Source organism: Rothia sp. ZJ1223, from assembly GCF_016900985.1.
Lineage (GTDB): Bacteria > Actinomycetota > Actinomycetes > Actinomycetales > Micrococcaceae > Rothia.
Genome location: NZ_JAFEUT010000003.1, coordinates 288,265 through 304,334 on the forward strand (window position 1 = coordinate 288,265; position 16,070 = coordinate 304,334).

Here is a 16,070-nt window from a genome sequence, read left to right on the forward strand (position 1 = left end):
TTAAAAGGTTTACCCCGCCCCAAAGTGCCACTGCAGGGATCAAAAAACGCCCTCTCATGACATGTTGAGGCGGAGTAAAGAATAAGCCGGGTTAGAGTTGCCCCGCAAACTTCTCTTCAAACTCAGACGCGGTAGCGTAAGAGGTCTGGGTGCCGTACTTGGTCACGGAATCACCGGCATACAGGTTGGCAATGCGCAAAGACTCGGCAACATCACCAGTTTTTGCCCAGTAGTGACTGAAGCAACCAATAAAGGCATCACCCGCACCGGTGGTATCAAGGGCATCGACAGCATTACCTTCGATGATCTGCTCGCCATGCTCGCTTATCCACAGCACGCCGCGAGCGCCCAGCGTCACAATAACGTTAGCAATACCAACATCGCGCAGCACATGGGCGGCGTTCTTAATGTCTTCGATTGATTCCACGGGCATACCGGAGAGAAGCTCAAGTTCGGTTTCATTCGGCATGATGAAGTCAACCGTGCGGACGCGTTCAAGCGACAGTTCAGGAGCGGCGGGAGCAGGGTTAAGCAGTACGGGAATGCCTAGCTCTTTGCCAAGGTCGATAGCGGCGTAGACGGTTTCGAGAGAGATCTCTAGCTGCAGTACGATGAGCTGGCAGGTTGCGATGTCATCGCGCGCGTTGTCAAGATCGGCAGGTGAGAGTAGGGCGTTAGCGCCTTTGATAATAATGATGGAGTTGTTTGACTTCTCATCCACAAAAATAGGCGCTACACCGCTGGAGCCTTCGGTGCGAAGAATATATTTATCGTCAATCCCGTTCTCTTTGAAGTTAGCGACGGTGTTCTCGGCGAAAAGATCGTTACCAACGCGCGTCACCATCAGCACCTCAGAGCCAAGACGCGAGGCAGCAACTGCTTGATTGGCGCCTTTACCGCCGCATCCCAAACGAAAATCCGGGGCTTCAATGGTCTCCCCTACTGCGGGCATCCGGTGAATGTAACTAATCAGATCAACGTTGTTTGAACCGATAACTGCAATTTTCATAGGGTGATTCTCTGTGCTTCCTCTTCGTTCAGCAAACCGGTAGTAACTGTAAAGTGACGAGTTTCTCCGGGGTCTAATTCTATGAGTGTTCCTGCTTTTTGCGCAGCGAGATACCCCTCGGGACGTGAGGTGCCGGGTAGGGCGAAAGCAGCAACAGACTGGTCTGGGTTATGCAAGATCCAGCGAGTGGCTACCGGGAATTCTTCGGTTGCGAAGCTGGTATAGAAGGCAGTTCCATCGGGTCGAGTAAGAGTGAACTGTGCGTCTTTGACCTTCTCGGTGAGGTGATCTGCGAAATAGACAATTTCGGGATCAAAGGCTTCTGCGCCCTCCAGCGAATCTGCCTTGTATTCTCCTGCCAGAATTTTTCGGTTGATTTCTTCCCACTGCGGAGTTGGAGTGACATGTGCTGGTACGCTCTCACGCAGTTTGAAGGCATTCGCATCCAAGTTATCGTGCATGGTGCCGCCGGGCACGAAAGCGTAGTTCATGTGACACATGTACTGTAGCGGCATCCGTTGATAAGTAGAACGGTTCGTCACGGCCAGCCCGATATCAAACCTACCGCTATCAGGGGTGAACGTTACAGAAGAAACAGCGGTGTAATGATAACCAAACCCTTGAACATATTCATACTGAGATTCAACGCTCAGTGTGCCGTTTTCATGAATCACCAGCTGTGCACGGTTCATAGGCGCGCACGGAAACTCACCGTGTAAAGGATGCTTATCTTCGGGAGACGGGCAACCGTTAGCCAGTAGACCAGAATGGAAAGCAAAGCAACCGTAAGTATCTTGAATCGTAGCTACCGGGTGGGGCTGAGTAAACATGTTCTTCATGCGTAGGCTCACCCCGTCCGCCTCAGCGTCCCACAGCATACCGCCTAAGTAAGGCAGAATCTCAACGCGCAGACGGGAGCTTTGCACGGTTAAAGATTCAACACCCGAGGGGTACTTCTTAGCCCAAACCTGCCAGTGAGAGCTATTGAAAACATCACGAGGGGCATCCCCAAAGGTTTCACGATGAATAGCAATACGAGAAATCATGCCGCAGTCTCCTTCGAAGCTACAGGGGTTTTGCTGTGACGGTAGATATCCCAGAAATACAGTGCCATAGTGCCGAAGCAGAAAATGTTGATAATAAAGCTAAACTGCATGGAACCGCTGAGATCAGAAATAAGACCCTGCAACACAGGAATAACGGCGCCACCTATAATAGCCATCACAATGATTGCTCCCGCCGTTTCCGTGAAGCGCTTGTCTTCAACGGTGTCAAGGGTGCGAGCGTAGATAGTTGCCCAGCCCGGTCCCAGCATGGCAGAGGCAAATACTGCCGCCCATACCGCGCTGAAGTTGGGAACACTAATAACGTAGACCAAAGCCAACATACCCAATACCGAGTAAGCAATAAGGATCAGATCTTGGTTCACTCGGGTCATCAAGAAGTTGGCGAACATCTTGCCAATGAAGAAAACAATGAAAGCATAAATCATGTAGTTAGATGCGCTGCGTTCATTAATGCTTGAATCCATCTGCAGAGCCAAACGGATGGTAAAAGACCACAGTGCTGTCTGCACACCCACGTACATGAACTGAGTAATAATGCCCTTGATGAAAGCTGGGCGCTGTGACAGGTAAGCAAGAGTTTCAGCCACGCTCGAAGGTTTCTCTTGATTCGCCTCATTGAGCGGCTTGCAGTGGGGATACTGGGTGATAGCCACCAGAAGCACAAGTACTACAAGCACCATAATCATCAGACGGTACGGTTCAAGGGTGCGTTGCAAGGCCTCCGTTGCGAGCGCCTGACGTGCGGACGCATCCAGCCCCTCCAGCTGCTTGTGGAGGGCATCGCCGTCAGTAAAGATCAGGTACTTACCTAATAAAGCGCCTGCCAAAAACCCCACGGGGGTGAATGTCTGTGAAATGTTCAGACGAAGAGTTGCACTTTCTTTGGGACCAATCATCGACGAGTAGGTGTTGGCTGATGTTTCAAGGAATGAGAGCCCCACAGCTACAGAGAAAATTGCGGCTAGAAAAACAGTGTAAGTAGCAACGTGAGAAGCAGGGAAGAAAAGCATGCAGCCAACGATGTATATGCTCGACCCCAGTAGAAGACCTACTTTGTAGCTGTATTTTCGGATAACTCGAGAAGCTGGAATGGCAATAACAAAGTAACCGCCGTAAAACGCTGACTGCACAAACGCCGATGCTACATCTGAGAGAGTAAAGAGGGCTTTGAACTGGGTAATGAGGATATCGTTGAGACTTGCTGCTGCTCCCCACATAGGAAAACAAATAGAGAGCAGAATGAACTGAAAAAGCGGAATCTTGCTCAGGTAACCATCTTTTAGCTGCAAGCTACGGTCTTTGATGAGACCAAACCTTGTATTAGGAACACCACCGTCTACAGATAAATGCGCCTTTGCACTTTCGCTCATAAGTAGTCCTTATCAATAAATTCAAGCTGAGAACCACCCCTGATGTGACCCAGAGAGCGCTTCTTGCTAATTGTCGGTAACTGTAAGAACAGAACCTGAGACTCGTCTAAAAATTGATAAGAAGAGACTCCATTGTCTGACCTATGACAACGATAGTAGAACTCCCTTGAGGCGCATCACAGCGTTTTTGGGCACATATGTTCCAATAATGCCCCTTCTCTTCAGAGAGCAAGAACCTATGAAGACTTTTTAAGTAAGAGCTGAGCTGTATGAATATCAGTGACAAGTTTATTGGCATAGCCCCAAGTCAGTGCCGCGTGCAAGACATCTACGCTGGACTCCCCACCAGCAACAGCTATCTTTTGTTCTATTTTGCGCAGCTTAGGCAGGGTAATCCCCATAGTTCTCGCGTTGAGATCGGGAACGCAGACGCGAGCTCGACTATCAATAAATCTCAAGCAAAGATCGCCCACCGCTTTTGTCTGCAAACGCTGTTGCTCATCAGGAGCCAGGTTTTCAGACTGCAGGAGAGCGACGCTATCGACATACCCTCGGGGCGAATAAATCATCACCCGGCACTGCTCACTCTCACGCGCTAACTCCTTGATCTCAGCGCTAGCAACAGCACGCAGCTTCTCATCACACGAATCGAAAATTGCTGGGTAGTCAGTGCTATACCACCTAGCGTTCAATGCTTGAGCCAACTGTTTGTAGCAGTGTTCCTTGCGAACTGACCCCACTCGTCCTGCATCGCCACCTAATTGAATGAGCTTTATACCTTCGACATCGCACTCCGGCATAGCATTGGCAACTTCTGCGATGGTTTCAGACCACACGACACCGATAGAATCACCCGAAGTTACCGTCTCTTGAATCATCAACACGGCTGCTCGTCCCAAAGCTTTTCGCAAGTCGGTAGGCCCGTTCCCGCTAGCCACCACTATACGAACATCTAACAGGTGGTAGCGCTCCTGCAGGGTTTTGATGATCCTACGGTTGTTTTCTCTCGGATCGTTAACGTGTACGCGCACAAAACCGCGCTCGCGAGCATGGGTGAGGAGTTTAGAAACTGCTGGACGCCCGATGTGTAACAGCGGAGCGATCTCGGCTTGCGTCATTCCCGAGTAATACATTTTCGCGGCATCAATAGCTTGCTCGTCCCGCCGGGTTAATCCAAATTCATTGCGTTTCATAACCTTAAATAGTTTACTCCGCCCTAAAGTGCCACTGCAGGGGTCAAAAACACCCTCTCATGACATGTTGAGGCGGAGTAAAGGCTCATCTGTATTTAGGCTCGTACCGAGGACGCGCAGCCCTCCTCATGTTTGCCTTCTTCAACTGCCGTGGCAGCCGGGATGCCCGCCTCATGCTTGCCATGGGCACCGTCATGATGCTCGTCATGGGTTCCATGACCGCCGCCGTGACCCCAGGGGGTGAAGTGTAAGATACCCACGATAGTTGCGCCCACGACCAGACCGAAGACCAATGATAGACCGGTGTTTGCAAACCAGGCCAGTACCGAGCCGATGGCACCGTGAACAGCGTGAGAGACACTGTGCTCTACGCCATGCACGAAGTCATAGGGTGCGGGTAGCCCCAGCTTGTGCATACCGTCCAGCAGAATATGACCGCCCACCCAAAGCATCGCCAGCATACCGATGAACGAAATAACCTTCATGACAATGGGCATAGCTTTAACTAGCCCACGGCCGAAGGACTGAACACCGCTACTTTTGCCCTTGCGCACCAAGTAGAGGCCAAAGTCGTCCATTTTCACAAGCAGAGCCACCGCACCGTAGACAGCAATAGTGATGCCGATACCGACCACTATCAGAATAAGGGCGCGGTTAATCAGAGATTCCGAAGCGACCTCATTCAGCGAAATCACCATGATTTCAGCACTCAAAATGAAGTCGGTACGAATGGCACCGGCAATCACCTTGTTCTCGGCTTCTTCGCCCTCAACCACTACAGGCACATCGGATTCGTGCTTGTCTTTGGAGACCAGCTCGATGACCTTCTCAGCGCCCTCATAACAAAGGAAAGCGCCACCCAGCATCAGCAGTGGGGTCAGCAACCAGGGTATGAACTGGCTCAGCAGCAGAGCAAAAACAAGAATAATCGCCTTGTTCTTCAGTGAGCCAATAGCAATTTTTTTGATGATGGGGAACTCACGTTTAGGCTCAACGCCCTGAACGTACTGGGGTGTTACTGCGGCATCGTCCACCACCACACCAGCGGCTTTAGCGGACGCGCGTCCGGCAGCAAGTGCTACATCGTCCAGGTTTGCTGCGGTTAGTTTTACTAGGGCTGCTACGTCATCAAGTAGCGCCGCCAAACCACCGGCCATACACATCACTTCTTTTCTTTATGTAAAAGCCCGTTACGGGGCAAACAGAAAGTACTGTTACTGAAATTATCGTAGTTCAAGGTGTCGAGTGTTATCAGTAGCAAGGGGGTGTGAACTCTGCCGAGCTACACGGGCGCGTCGATGGTGCCTGCGATATGTCTTCGTGTGACATGCTACCGGTAGCGCTCTTGCACAGCGTTGGGTGAAAGTGGTTGAGTGGGTAGTGGTTCATCTCAACGTATTACATAAGGAGACTGTTCATGGCTGTTTCGCCTACCGTAAAGTTTAATGACGGCAACACTATTCCCCAGCTGGGTTACGGTGTGTGGCAGGTTGAAGACGATGTTGCTGAGAAGGTCGTTGGTTTGGCGCTGGATGCTGGTTTCCGCCACATCGACACCGCCCGTATCTACGGCAACGAAGCAGGCGTCGGACGCGCGCTGGCGGCATCATCTGTCAACCGCGACGATGTTTTTGTAACCACCAAGGTCTGGAACGAAGACCAGGGCTACGAATCAACCTTGGCTGCTTTCGATGCGTCCATGGAACGCCTCGGCATTGAGACCCTCGATTTGCTGCTGATTCACTGGGCAAGTGTTCATCGCGGTCTCTACCTTGAGACCTGGAAGGCTTTCATCGAGCTGCAGAAGTCAGGTCGTGTGAAGTCTATTGGTGTTTCAAACTTCCCCGAGGAGCAGCTACGCGAGATCGTCGCTGAAACCGGTGTGACCCCCGCGATTCACCAGATTGAGTTGCACCCCTTCTTCAACCAAGAGCAATTGCGCAAGGTTAATAACGAGCTGGGTATTGTGACTCAAGCGTGGTCACCCCTGGGTCAAGGTGGCGATATTCTGACCCACGAGACCATCACCAAGATCGCTGAAAAGCACGATGCTACCCCCGCTCAGGTTGTTATCGCATGGCACCTGGCTATCGGCAACGTGGTTATTCCCAAGTCAGTAACCCCTGAACGCATTGTTGAGAACTTTGAAGCTCTCAACATCACTTTGGAGGCTAAGGACGTTGACGTTATCAACGCTCTGAGCCATGAAGACGGCCGTATCGGACCCGACCCGGCTAAAGCAGAATTCTAAAAAATACGCAGATTAGCGTAGAGCGGCGGCAGAGTCAGACGGCTCTGCCGCCACTGTGCATCACTGTGTTTAGGGGTTCTCCCTCCTTATTTTTAAACCCACTATTGGCTGAAAATTTACGGCACAGCTACCCGCTCTTTACTTTGCATGATTGATTTCACCCTGCCACCTGCCCGTGTTTCTTTGGGGGCAGGTGGTATTTTTTATACATCGAGCACTCACCGTCAGTGTGGGTGCTTTTGCCTTATGTAGATAAGGAACCACCGTTAGTCGAAAGGGCTGAAGGGCACATGAAAAGGTATCTAGCAGACCCCAAAGTAAGATTTTTATTAGTGGGCGGGTTCTGTTTTGTGCTCACTATGGCTATTAACTACGGGCTAAAATACACTGTACTGACTCACAAGCCAACGTCCGCTCTGATTATCGCTACCGCTGCGGCGTCCTTCGTCAGCTACATTCTTTCTTCTCGCTGGACTTGGGAGCACAGCTCAGGCAAAGCACGTCCGCGCGAATTCGTGGGCTTTATAGTTGTGACCGTGCTCGGCATCATCGTTAATGCCTTCCCCCAGTGGGTTTCACGCTACGTTTTTCATATTGAACAGCCCCACGTCAGCTTTTTGATACAAGAAGCAGCAGACTTTATTGCCGGCCCTATTTTGGGCACCATCTTGGCAATGTTCTTTAGGTACTGGGCACTTGACCGTTTTGTCTTTCACGGCAAGAAGGCACGCCAAGAGGCCCAAATCACTGAAACACTGCCCGCTAATACCGGCACGTTTGAGCGAGTCTAAGCTACTGCCCTAGCGCTTACGTTTACCGCCCCGATGCGAGCTGGGACGCACGTCCGCCTTCTCATCGACTAAAAGGGTGAGTGAGATGCGCTTGCGCTGCGGATCAACTTCAAGCACCCGCACGGTGACCACGTCGCCGGAGCGAACGATGTCGTGGGGGTCTTTCACGTAATCGCGGCTCATTGCCGAAAGGTGAATCAGCCCGTCTTGATGTACACCGATATCAACGAAAGCGCCGAAAGCGGCAACGTTCGAGACGGTGCCCTCTAAGAGCATGCCGGGTCGCACGTCGCTAATGTTCTCAACCCCGTCGGCATATTTTGCTGTTTTGAAAGCAGGACGCGGGTCGCGACCAGGCTGGGCAAGTTCAGCGAAAATATCGCGTACGGTGGGCAGACCAAAGCGGTCAGTGACGTAATCAGCTGGTTCTAGTTCAAGTAAACGGGTAGCAGGCACGGCTGTCCCCTGCAATCCACCGGCGTCCTTCACGATGTCGCGGGCGAGGTCGTAGGCTTCTGGGTGAACGGCAGAGGCATCGAGCGGTTCATCTCCATCTGCGATACGAATGAAACCAGCTGCCTGTTCGAAGGCTTTTACGCCCAGACGGGGAACATCCAGAAGCTGCTCGCGGCGGGAAAAAGGACCGTGCTCATGACGGTAGGCGACGATATTTTCGGCAGTGGTTTTATTCAGCCCTGCAACCCGCGCCAGCAAAGCGGCAGACGCCGAATTAACCCATACCCCCACCGCGTTCACGCAATCTTCAACCACGTGGGTCAGGGCTTGTTCAAGCAGGGTTTCGGGAACATCGTGCTGGTACTGCCCCACACCAATTGACTTGGGGTCAATCTTCACCAGCTCCGCCAGAGGGTCTTGCAGACGGCGGGCAATAGACACTGCCCCGCGCACGGTCACATCGAGGTCCGCGAGTTCATCGCTGGCTCGCTCTGACGCAGAATATACCGATGCACCAGCCTCAGACACCACCACTTTTTGTAGACGCAGGTTCTGCGCAGCACAGCGGCTGATTAAAGTGGCAACCATACGGTCAGTTTCACGCGACGCAGTGCCATTGCCAATAGCAATCAGCTCCACGGCATGACGCTGGCACAGGCTCTGCAAGGTGATCAGAGCTTCTTCAAGTTTATGGTGAGGTGCATGCGGGTAAATCGCACCGGTTTCTAGCACCTTACCGGTACCATCAACCACCGCAAGTTTCACTCCGGTACGCAACCCCGGATCAAGCCCGAGCACCGTACGGGTTCCTGCCGGAGCTGCCAACAAAACGTCCCGCAGGTTGGAGGCAAAGACGGCAATCGCGTCCTGCTGGGCTTTTTCAAATAATTCAGTACGAATATCGCTTGCCAGACGTGGTAGAAGACGCTGACGCCAGGTTGTGCGTACCGTGGTAGCAAGCCATGAAAGCACCCTGTCGTCATCATCAGAGACAATATTGAGCACCTGCACCGGGATGCCCAGATCGATAGCTACCTGAGCTTCAAAGCTGGCGCGGGCGTGCTCGTAGGCATCTGCCTGACGCTGGGCTTTAGTACGGGCTTCACCGCTGAGCTTACTCAGAGCTGGGGCGGGCTGCGCCACGTCGATACTCACCTTCACGGCTCCCGCTTTTTCGGCGCGTAGCAGGGCGAGGACGCGGTGCGAGGGTATACGGCGAATGTGCTCGGAGAAAGCGAAGTAATCAGAGAATTTAGCGCCAGCCTCTTCTTGCCCCGGAACCAGGCGAGCGCTGATGATACCGGTGTTCCAGAGTTTTTCATGTAGCGTGCTCATGAGGTCGTGGTCGTGAGCGGCACGGTCCATGATGATGGCGCGAGCTCCTGCTAGGGCGCTGGCGGCATCTGGAACACCGGTATCTGGTGCTGCTTCTTCTTCAGGTTCGTGGATATAAGCTGAGGCGATATCGTTCAGACCTGCTAGCGGTACCTGCAAAAGGTCTTCAACAAGGTCTTCAAGACCGGCTTCGTAAGCGATTTGGGCGTGGGTACGGCGGGCACTTTTGTAGGGTGCGTAGAGCGCGTTAAGTTCGCTTTTGGTGGCGGCTGCAAGCACTGCCGCCCGTAGAGATTCACCCAGCGCCTTCTTGCGGGTGAGAGAGTCGAGGACGGACGCGCGTTTGGCTTCAAGGTCGCGCAGGTACAGCAGACGCTCTTGAATGGTGCGCAGCTGGGCGTCATCGAGTGAGCCGGTGCGTTCTTTGCGGTAGCGGGCAATAAAGGGAACGGTGGCACCGGCGTCCAAAAACTCGCAGGCAGCTTTGACCTGCCCCTCGCGTACGCCAAGCTGCTCGGTGATAGAGCGAATAATTTGCGGGTCTGCGAAGGTGGTGCCGGTCATCATAATCACTAGTGTCTCATGTGCCTGTGCAAGGCTAGAAATTAGACGCGGTACGTAATCTTTGTCTTTGTTCGGGGTGTTCTTTGAAGCGCTGTGGTACAGACCCTAGAGTTAGACATACGTTATGTGTTCACCTGGTTTTATACTTGGTCTGTAGTCGCCCCCAGCTGTTGTTTTTGACGAGGAGTTTTTGCCCATGTCTGTTACCCTCACGATGAGCTATGACGAGTTTTTGGCACAGTACTCTGCGGTGCTCGGGGATATGGCAGATACAGGTATCACGCCCTCTGAGGCTGTGGTGCGTTTTCGCACTGTTTACCCGGACGCACCCGCCCATTATTTAGACAAGGCAATGGTGTCGGGGCAGTGGTTTTTTGTGGGACGACGTGAGAGCCCCATCAACAATGTGATGATAGCTGCCGCCCTATGGTATGCGGTGGCTGAGACCCTGGAGCTTGAGCCTGATCCCCACTACGCTGCGGTGCGTATTGACCCGATCATCATGCAGGATGTTCCGCGTATGTTAGAGATGGCACAGGTGAGTGCACAGAATATTTCGCTGGTGATGTCAAAAATCGGCGCGACGCTCAACTACCTCACCAAGCACCCCTACGCTTCGTTGGACGAGTCTGAGTACGTGGAGTTGTTAGAGAACCCCACCGCTGAAATGCGCGAGGTCGACACTGATGCTGTTCAGTGGCCACCCACCGCTGAAGTTATCTCAGACCGTTTGGGGAATGGTTCATGGGCTACTGCTTTGTTGCGTACCAGCATCTGCCCACCCGATATTGATGAGATGGGTTTCTCTGTTGATCCGAACTCCATCTCAGATAGGGAGTTCCGTAACGCTCTTTCTGATTTCTTGAGCTATTGCGTACGCTACGACCGTAAACCTTCCGTTCTGCTCTACGGTGCCTGGTCTACCGACCGTGATCATCTGGGCAAGGTGCCTCTTTTGGGCGCTATTCGCGGACGCTACGGTTCATGGCACATCGCCCTGCAAAAAGGACGCAAGCTCATCAATGACGCGGTGGCTATGGGTAGCGCAAAGGCTATTCCGGTTTCAGCACAACGCAACGGTGCTGCCATGACCATTGAAGAACTCAACGCTGAGGGCATTGGTGTGGTCACCACGTCCGCCCTTCCCTTCAAAATACCGGATGAAGCCTCAGGGTGGATCAGTCTTAATGCGGTAACTACCTCCCGCCTTGAAGAGCTACCTGTCAACCAGACCCTGCGCATCTTCTACCTCAGCCCCGATATGGTGGCGGCCGAAGAATTTACCCCCTTTGTCTCTGTTCTGCGTTCGTCTACCGGGTACCGCTGCGAGCTCACCCCCACTACTGGTTTCGAGAACATTACCGTCACCCTTGACCCGCACTATTTGCTGGCACACGGCTGGTTTGCGCCCAGCGAGGTGAGCCCCGTGTGGAGCCACAGCTTCTTAGACGTTCAAGAGACAGCCACCGCCGTTCTCAACGCCATGCAATTCGGCGCAGGGTGTTCCCGCGTTGACTATTTTCAGTCGGACGCCCCCAGCAACGCCTCCGGAGCCGATGCAGTCCACCCTCATACCGGCTCCGTTCCCATGGTCACAGTAGCTCAATTAAGCACTGTAGAACTGCGCAGCGAATAAAAAGAGACCCCTGCATCTTCTCCAGATAAGCCAGGTATAGTCTTGTACTCTGCCCATTTGAGAGGAGATTTCCTGCTATGTCGCGTCCACCCCGCCTTGACCCCTCGTACGTGCCTCGATTTTCTCCGCGCAAGCCCAAGGGCAAGCTCCCCTTAGCGCTAGCTGTACTCGTACTGGTGGCGGTGCTTGTCATGGGATTCAACTGGTTGCGGGCATCCAACTGGTCAGTTGAGGAAGCCCTACAAAAGATTCCCGATGACCTGTGGAACACCGTAGTTCTGGGGCAAGAACCCAGCAAAACCGTTGATAACACCGGGTTTGAGCTCTCGCGTCCACAAGAATATTCAACCGCTCTTGCAGTGCTAGATACCCTGCCCGTTCACGAGAAGGGCAGTTCTGCCGGGTACTCCCGCGAAGAATTTGGTAATGCGTGGCGTGATACCGACCGTAACGGCTGCGACCAGCGCAACGACATTCTGGCCCGAGACCTCAACAACACCACCGTTGATTCGAAGTGCAGAGTACTTTCGGGGGTTCTCGATGATCCCTATACCCTTGATACGGTAGATTTTCAACGCGGGGATCAAACCTCATCGCTGGTACCCGTTGATCACGTTGTTGCGCTCTCGAACGCCTGGGTGACAGGAGCGTCCAAACTTAACGATGTGCGACGCGTGCAAATCGCCACCGACCCGCTCAATCTTCAAGCAACTACCCGTTCAGCGAACACTGAAAAATCTGATAGGGACGCCTCAGACTGGCTGCCCCAGCCGGGTTACCGCTGCGAGTATGTGGCACGGCAGGTGTCAGTTAAAGCAGCCTACGGTCTGTGGGTTACCCCCGCCGAGAAAACAGCGATACACCGTGTGCTCAGCGATTGCCCAGAACAGCCTGCCTACCGTTCGCGCTTCGTAGGCTAATAGCCTTCGGTACATCTCAAGGAGGCGGCGGTGAATCAGTTAGCCCGGTACTCACCGGGTAGCGCCGAGTATCGGCGGCTACTCATTGCTATGTTCTGCGCGGGGCTTGCCACCTTCGCCCAGCTTTATGCTCCCCAGTCGGTGTTGCCGGCTATAGCCGCGGGCATCAACGTCAGCGTGGATACTGCTGTCCTCACGATCTCTGCGGCAACCGCCGGTTTGGCTCTTTCAGCCCTCGGCTGGGCCTGGTTAGCCGATAGGTTCGGACGCGCCAGAATCATGCTCTGGGCATTACCCTGCGCCACGGTACTGGGGCTGCTCAGCCCCCATCTCAAGCCCTACTCACTACTGCTTGTTGTGCGTTTTATCGAGGGGTGTTTTCTCGCCGGGGTCGCCGCAGTTGCGGTCTCTTACATTGTCAGCATCACCACCGTCACCGCCCGCTCAGCGGCAGCCGGAATCTTCATCTCAGGCACATCTCTTGGAGGTCTTGCAGGTCGGTTAGTCAGTGGCTTTGTTGCTCAGTTCTTTTCATGGCAAGCAGCCCTCACCAGTGTCTCGGTGCTGGCGATGGCGGCAACTCTGACCTTCTACCTCTTGCTGCCCAGGGTGCAGGAGCATCCGCGCAATGCCTCCGCCCATGCTAGTCAGTTCATGCGCCAGCATCTAAGAAACCCCGTACTGATGGGGTTGTACCTTGCTGTCTTTTTACTGATGGGGGCTTTCGTCAGTATCTACAACTACCTGACCTTCAGGCTCGAAGCGCAGCCCTTCGCTCTGCCCGTAGCTCTTGTTTCCCTGCTTTTTTGTGCCTACCTGCTGGGCACTTTCTCATCGACCTACGCCACTTCTTTAGTTAAAAAGTATCGCTTCGGGCAGGTTTTTGGCACAGCGGTAGGGCTGACAGTGCTGGGCATCCTGCTCACGCTCAGCAGTTCCTTAGTGGTCATCATCGCAGGTTTGGCAACGCTGACCACGGGGTTCTTCGCTGCCCACGCTCTCGCCTCAGCGCAGGTGGGAATTATCGCCGCAACAGGGCGCACCCAGGCAACTGCCCTCTACAACGTCTTCTATTACGCAGGATCAGCCGTCGTGGGCTGGCTCATGGGTCTGCTCTACGTTCAGGCAGGCTGGTTAGCTGTTGCCCTCGCCTGCGCCGCCTGCGTGTTAGCCGCCGGACTTCTGGTAGCTAACACGTGGCGTCCACCCACGAAAAATCCCGCCCCACCGGCTACACCCACTAGCTAGTGAATGTAACCGTCGGAGCGGGATCTCTGTGAAGGTCAGTCTCAGCAGTGCTTACAGGTTTACTTCGCGCTGCATATCTTCTTTGAAACGCTTGTAGCCGGCAATACGAGTGGGTGAGTTGCGTACTGCAAACCAGCCGATACCCAAAATGATGAACCATAGGGGCATCGCAAACAGGGCGTTGCGGGTGTCCTCGAAGGACGCCAGTAGCACCAGCATTGCCGCGAAGAAAACGAGCACCAGGTACATGGACGCCACCCCACCGGGCACTTTGTAGAGAGATGCCGCGTGACGCTCCGGGAACTTCTTGCGGTACACCAGGTAAGCAATCACCATCATTGACCAGTTGAAAATTGCCAAAACAGCTGCGACAGTGGTGACAAGCTCGAAGGCTGCCATCGCGCTTTCACCGGAGTAGAGCAGTACCAAGCCGAAGAGCATGAGCACGGCGGTCAAGAACAGAGCGTTGCGGGGAACACCTGCTGATGACAGCTTGCCGAAGGACTTAGGCGCGCTGCCCTCTTCTGCCAGACCGTACAGCATGCGGGAGGTTGAGAAAACACCGGAGTTTGCGGACGAGGTGGCGCTAGTGAGCACCACGAAGTTCACAACAGAAGCGGCAACGCCCAAGCCAGCGAGAGTGAACATTTCAACGAAGGGGCTCTGATCGGAGGGGATCGAACGCCAGGGGGTCACCATCAGAATAACGGCGATGGTGAGAACGTAGAAGAGAATAATACGAATGGGAACAGCGTTGATCGCGCGGGGCAGGGTCTTGGTGGGGTCTTTAGTTTCCGCTGCTGCGGTACCAACAAGCTCAGCGCCCAAGAAAGCGAAGAGAGCAAGCTGGAAACCAGCGAGGAAGCCGGTGACACCGAAGGGGAAGAGACCGCCGTCGTTCCAAATATTTGAAACCTGCGCCTGGTGACCCTCCGGTGAGGTAAAGCCAACCACGACCATACCGATACCAACAATAATGAGGGCGATGATGGCAACAATCTTAATCATCGCGAACCAGAACTCGATTTCGCCAAAGTTCTTGACGCTGGGCAGGTTAAGGAGCAAAAGAGCAACAATGAGAGCGATCGCTGGAATCCACGCCGGCAAATCTGGCCACCAGAAATGCACGTAGTTGGTAATAGCAATAACGTCTGCAACACCGATAACTACCCAGGTAAACCAGTAGGACCAGCCCACAAAAAAACCTGCCATGGGACCTAGCAGGTCGGTTGCGAAGTCAGCGAATGACTTGTAGTTAAGGTTTGAGAGCAGCAGCTCTCCCATGGCACGCAGCACAAAGAAAATCATGAAGCCGATGATGGCGTACACAAACAAAATTGAGGGGCCTGCCAAAGAGATAGTTTTGCCAGAACCCATAAACAGGCCGGTGCCAATAGCACCGCCAATAGCAATCAGCTGAATATGTCGGTTGCTCAAACCGCGCTGTAGCTCACCCTGGGGTGCGGGTGTATGCGAGGGGATTGCCATCGCGACCTCCTAATAATCCTGCTCTGCGTTAGGTGGTTGACCCAGCAACAGCCAGAGAGGTTTCTATAAGTACCTATTACTATGTAATGCACCTATCTTAGTAGGCATTGGCATCCACAACTTACCCATGGTGCAGGTATATCCTAAAAAAGTACGAGAAAAAGAAAGTTTTTTCTGTAAAAACACTTGATAATACTTTCTATGTAAAGTAATATTTTTGTATAAACCGCCAGCAAGGTACAAACTCGCACAAGGAGAAACTCATGGGAATCCTTTCAAACGCCGCCCTTCGCACCGCAGCAGGCGCCTTCATTCTTAACTCAGGCATCAACAAGTGGAACATGGACGAGGAAACCTACGGTTACCTCAAGAGCATGGGCTCAGCAGCAACCCCCGCTGTCAATAAGCTCTCCAATAAGCAATTCGGCAAGGGTCTCTCAGCAGCAGAAATTACCCTCGGAGCTGCCCTGCTGTGCCCCCTGGTACCGGCTAAACTCGCAGGTCTTAGTCTGACTGCTTTCGGCGCAGGTCTGGTAGCTATGTACCTCAACACCGATGAGTACACCGAAGCAGACGGCATTCGCCCCACTCAGGAAGGTATTCCCTTCGCTAAGGACATCTTCCTCGTCTCATCAGGTCTGGCACTGCTGACTTCAAAGAAGAAGTAACTTCTCTTTTAGGGCTTGAACCCAAAAACGCCGGCGACACAGCTTTACAGCTTGTACCACCGGCGTTTTTTATG

At 53.3% G+C, this 16,070-nt stretch carries 13 protein-coding genes; 6 read left to right on the forward strand and 7 right to left on the reverse strand.

Annotation, left to right across the window (positions count from 1 at the left end; translation table 11 throughout):
* Positions 1–91: 91 nt before the first annotated feature.
* From rbsK to JTP09_RS05600, 5 genes are all read right to left on the reverse strand, one after another.
* On the reverse strand, positions 92–1,009 hold the full coding sequence (gene rbsK / locus JTP09_RS05580; RefSeq protein ID WP_204877460.1) for a ribokinase: 918 nt from the start codon (positions 1,007–1,009) through the stop codon (positions 92–94).
* Complete coding sequence (locus tag JTP09_RS05585) at positions 1,006–2,055, reverse strand: aldose 1-epimerase family protein (RefSeq protein WP_204877461.1); 1,050 nt, start codon at positions 2,053–2,055, stop codon at positions 1,006–1,008. The genes rbsK and JTP09_RS05585 overlap by 4 nt, the downstream gene beginning before the upstream one ends.
* Positions 2,052–3,446, reverse strand: coding sequence for an L-fucose:H+ symporter permease (fucP, locus tag JTP09_RS05590; RefSeq protein ID WP_204877462.1), 1,395 nt, complete (start codon positions 3,444–3,446; stop codon positions 2,052–2,054). The genes JTP09_RS05585 and fucP overlap by 4 nt, the downstream gene beginning before the upstream one ends.
* Before the next feature lie 236 nt (positions 3,447–3,682).
* Complete coding sequence (locus JTP09_RS05595; RefSeq protein ID WP_204877463.1) at positions 3,683–4,639, reverse strand: sugar-binding transcriptional regulator; 957 nt, start codon at positions 4,637–4,639, stop codon at positions 3,683–3,685.
* 95 nt (positions 4,640–4,734) lie between these two features.
* Positions 4,735–5,796, reverse strand: a complete 1,062-nt coding sequence (locus JTP09_RS05600) for a DUF808 domain-containing protein (RefSeq protein WP_204877464.1) — start codon at positions 5,794–5,796, stop codon at positions 4,735–4,737.
* Positions 5,797–6,056: 260 nt separating this feature from the next.
* Here JTP09_RS05600 and JTP09_RS05605 point away from each other — a divergent pair, with 260 nt between their 5' ends.
* Positions 6,057–6,890 (forward strand): aldo/keto reductase, encoded by an 834-nt coding sequence (locus JTP09_RS05605; RefSeq protein ID WP_204877465.1) that lies wholly within the window; start codon positions 6,057–6,059, stop codon positions 6,888–6,890.
* Between the two features lie 290 nt (positions 6,891–7,180).
* Entirely contained in the window at positions 7,181–7,681 is a 501-nt protein-coding gene (locus JTP09_RS05610) for a GtrA family protein (protein ID WP_255521038.1), read from the forward strand.
* Positions 7,682–7,690: 9 nt separating this feature from the next.
* Here JTP09_RS05610 and JTP09_RS05615 read toward each other — a convergent pair whose 3' ends face one another.
* A complete protein-coding gene (locus JTP09_RS05615; RefSeq protein ID WP_204877528.1) occupies positions 7,691–10,039 on the reverse strand; it encodes a Tex family protein in 2,349 nt (782 codons plus the stop codon).
* Between the two features lie 193 nt (positions 10,040–10,232).
* Here JTP09_RS05615 and JTP09_RS05620 point away from each other — a divergent pair, with 193 nt between their 5' ends.
* The 3 genes from JTP09_RS05620 to JTP09_RS05630 all read left to right on the forward strand — a co-directional run bounded on the left by JTP09_RS05620 (position 10,233) and on the right by JTP09_RS05630 (position 13,840).
* Positions 10,233–11,672, forward strand: a complete 1,440-nt coding sequence (locus tag JTP09_RS05620) for a hypothetical protein (protein WP_204877467.1) — start codon at positions 10,233–10,235, stop codon at positions 11,670–11,672.
* 77 nt (positions 11,673–11,749) lie between these two features.
* On the forward strand, positions 11,750–12,592 hold the full coding sequence (locus tag JTP09_RS05625; RefSeq protein WP_239478829.1) for an HNH endonuclease family protein: 843 nt from the start codon (positions 11,750–11,752) through the stop codon (positions 12,590–12,592).
* 30 nt (positions 12,593–12,622) lie between these two features.
* The gene (locus JTP09_RS05630) at positions 12,623–13,840 is read left to right on the forward strand and encodes an MFS transporter (RefSeq protein WP_204877468.1); all 1,218 of its coding nucleotides are present in this window, start codon (positions 12,623–12,625) and stop codon (positions 13,838–13,840) included.
* Between the two features lie 51 nt (positions 13,841–13,891).
* On the opposite strand, the gene JTP09_RS05635 is transcribed toward JTP09_RS05630, so the two are convergent.
* Positions 13,892–15,328, reverse strand: coding sequence for an amino acid permease (locus JTP09_RS05635; RefSeq protein WP_204877469.1), 1,437 nt, complete (start codon positions 15,326–15,328; stop codon positions 13,892–13,894).
* A gap of 263 nt (positions 15,329–15,591) precedes the next feature.
* Here JTP09_RS05635 and JTP09_RS05640 point away from each other — a divergent pair, with 263 nt between their 5' ends.
* On the forward strand, positions 15,592–15,996 hold the full coding sequence (locus tag JTP09_RS05640; RefSeq protein ID WP_204877470.1) for a hypothetical protein: 405 nt from the start codon (positions 15,592–15,594) through the stop codon (positions 15,994–15,996).
* Positions 15,997–16,070: the final 74 nt, after the last annotated feature.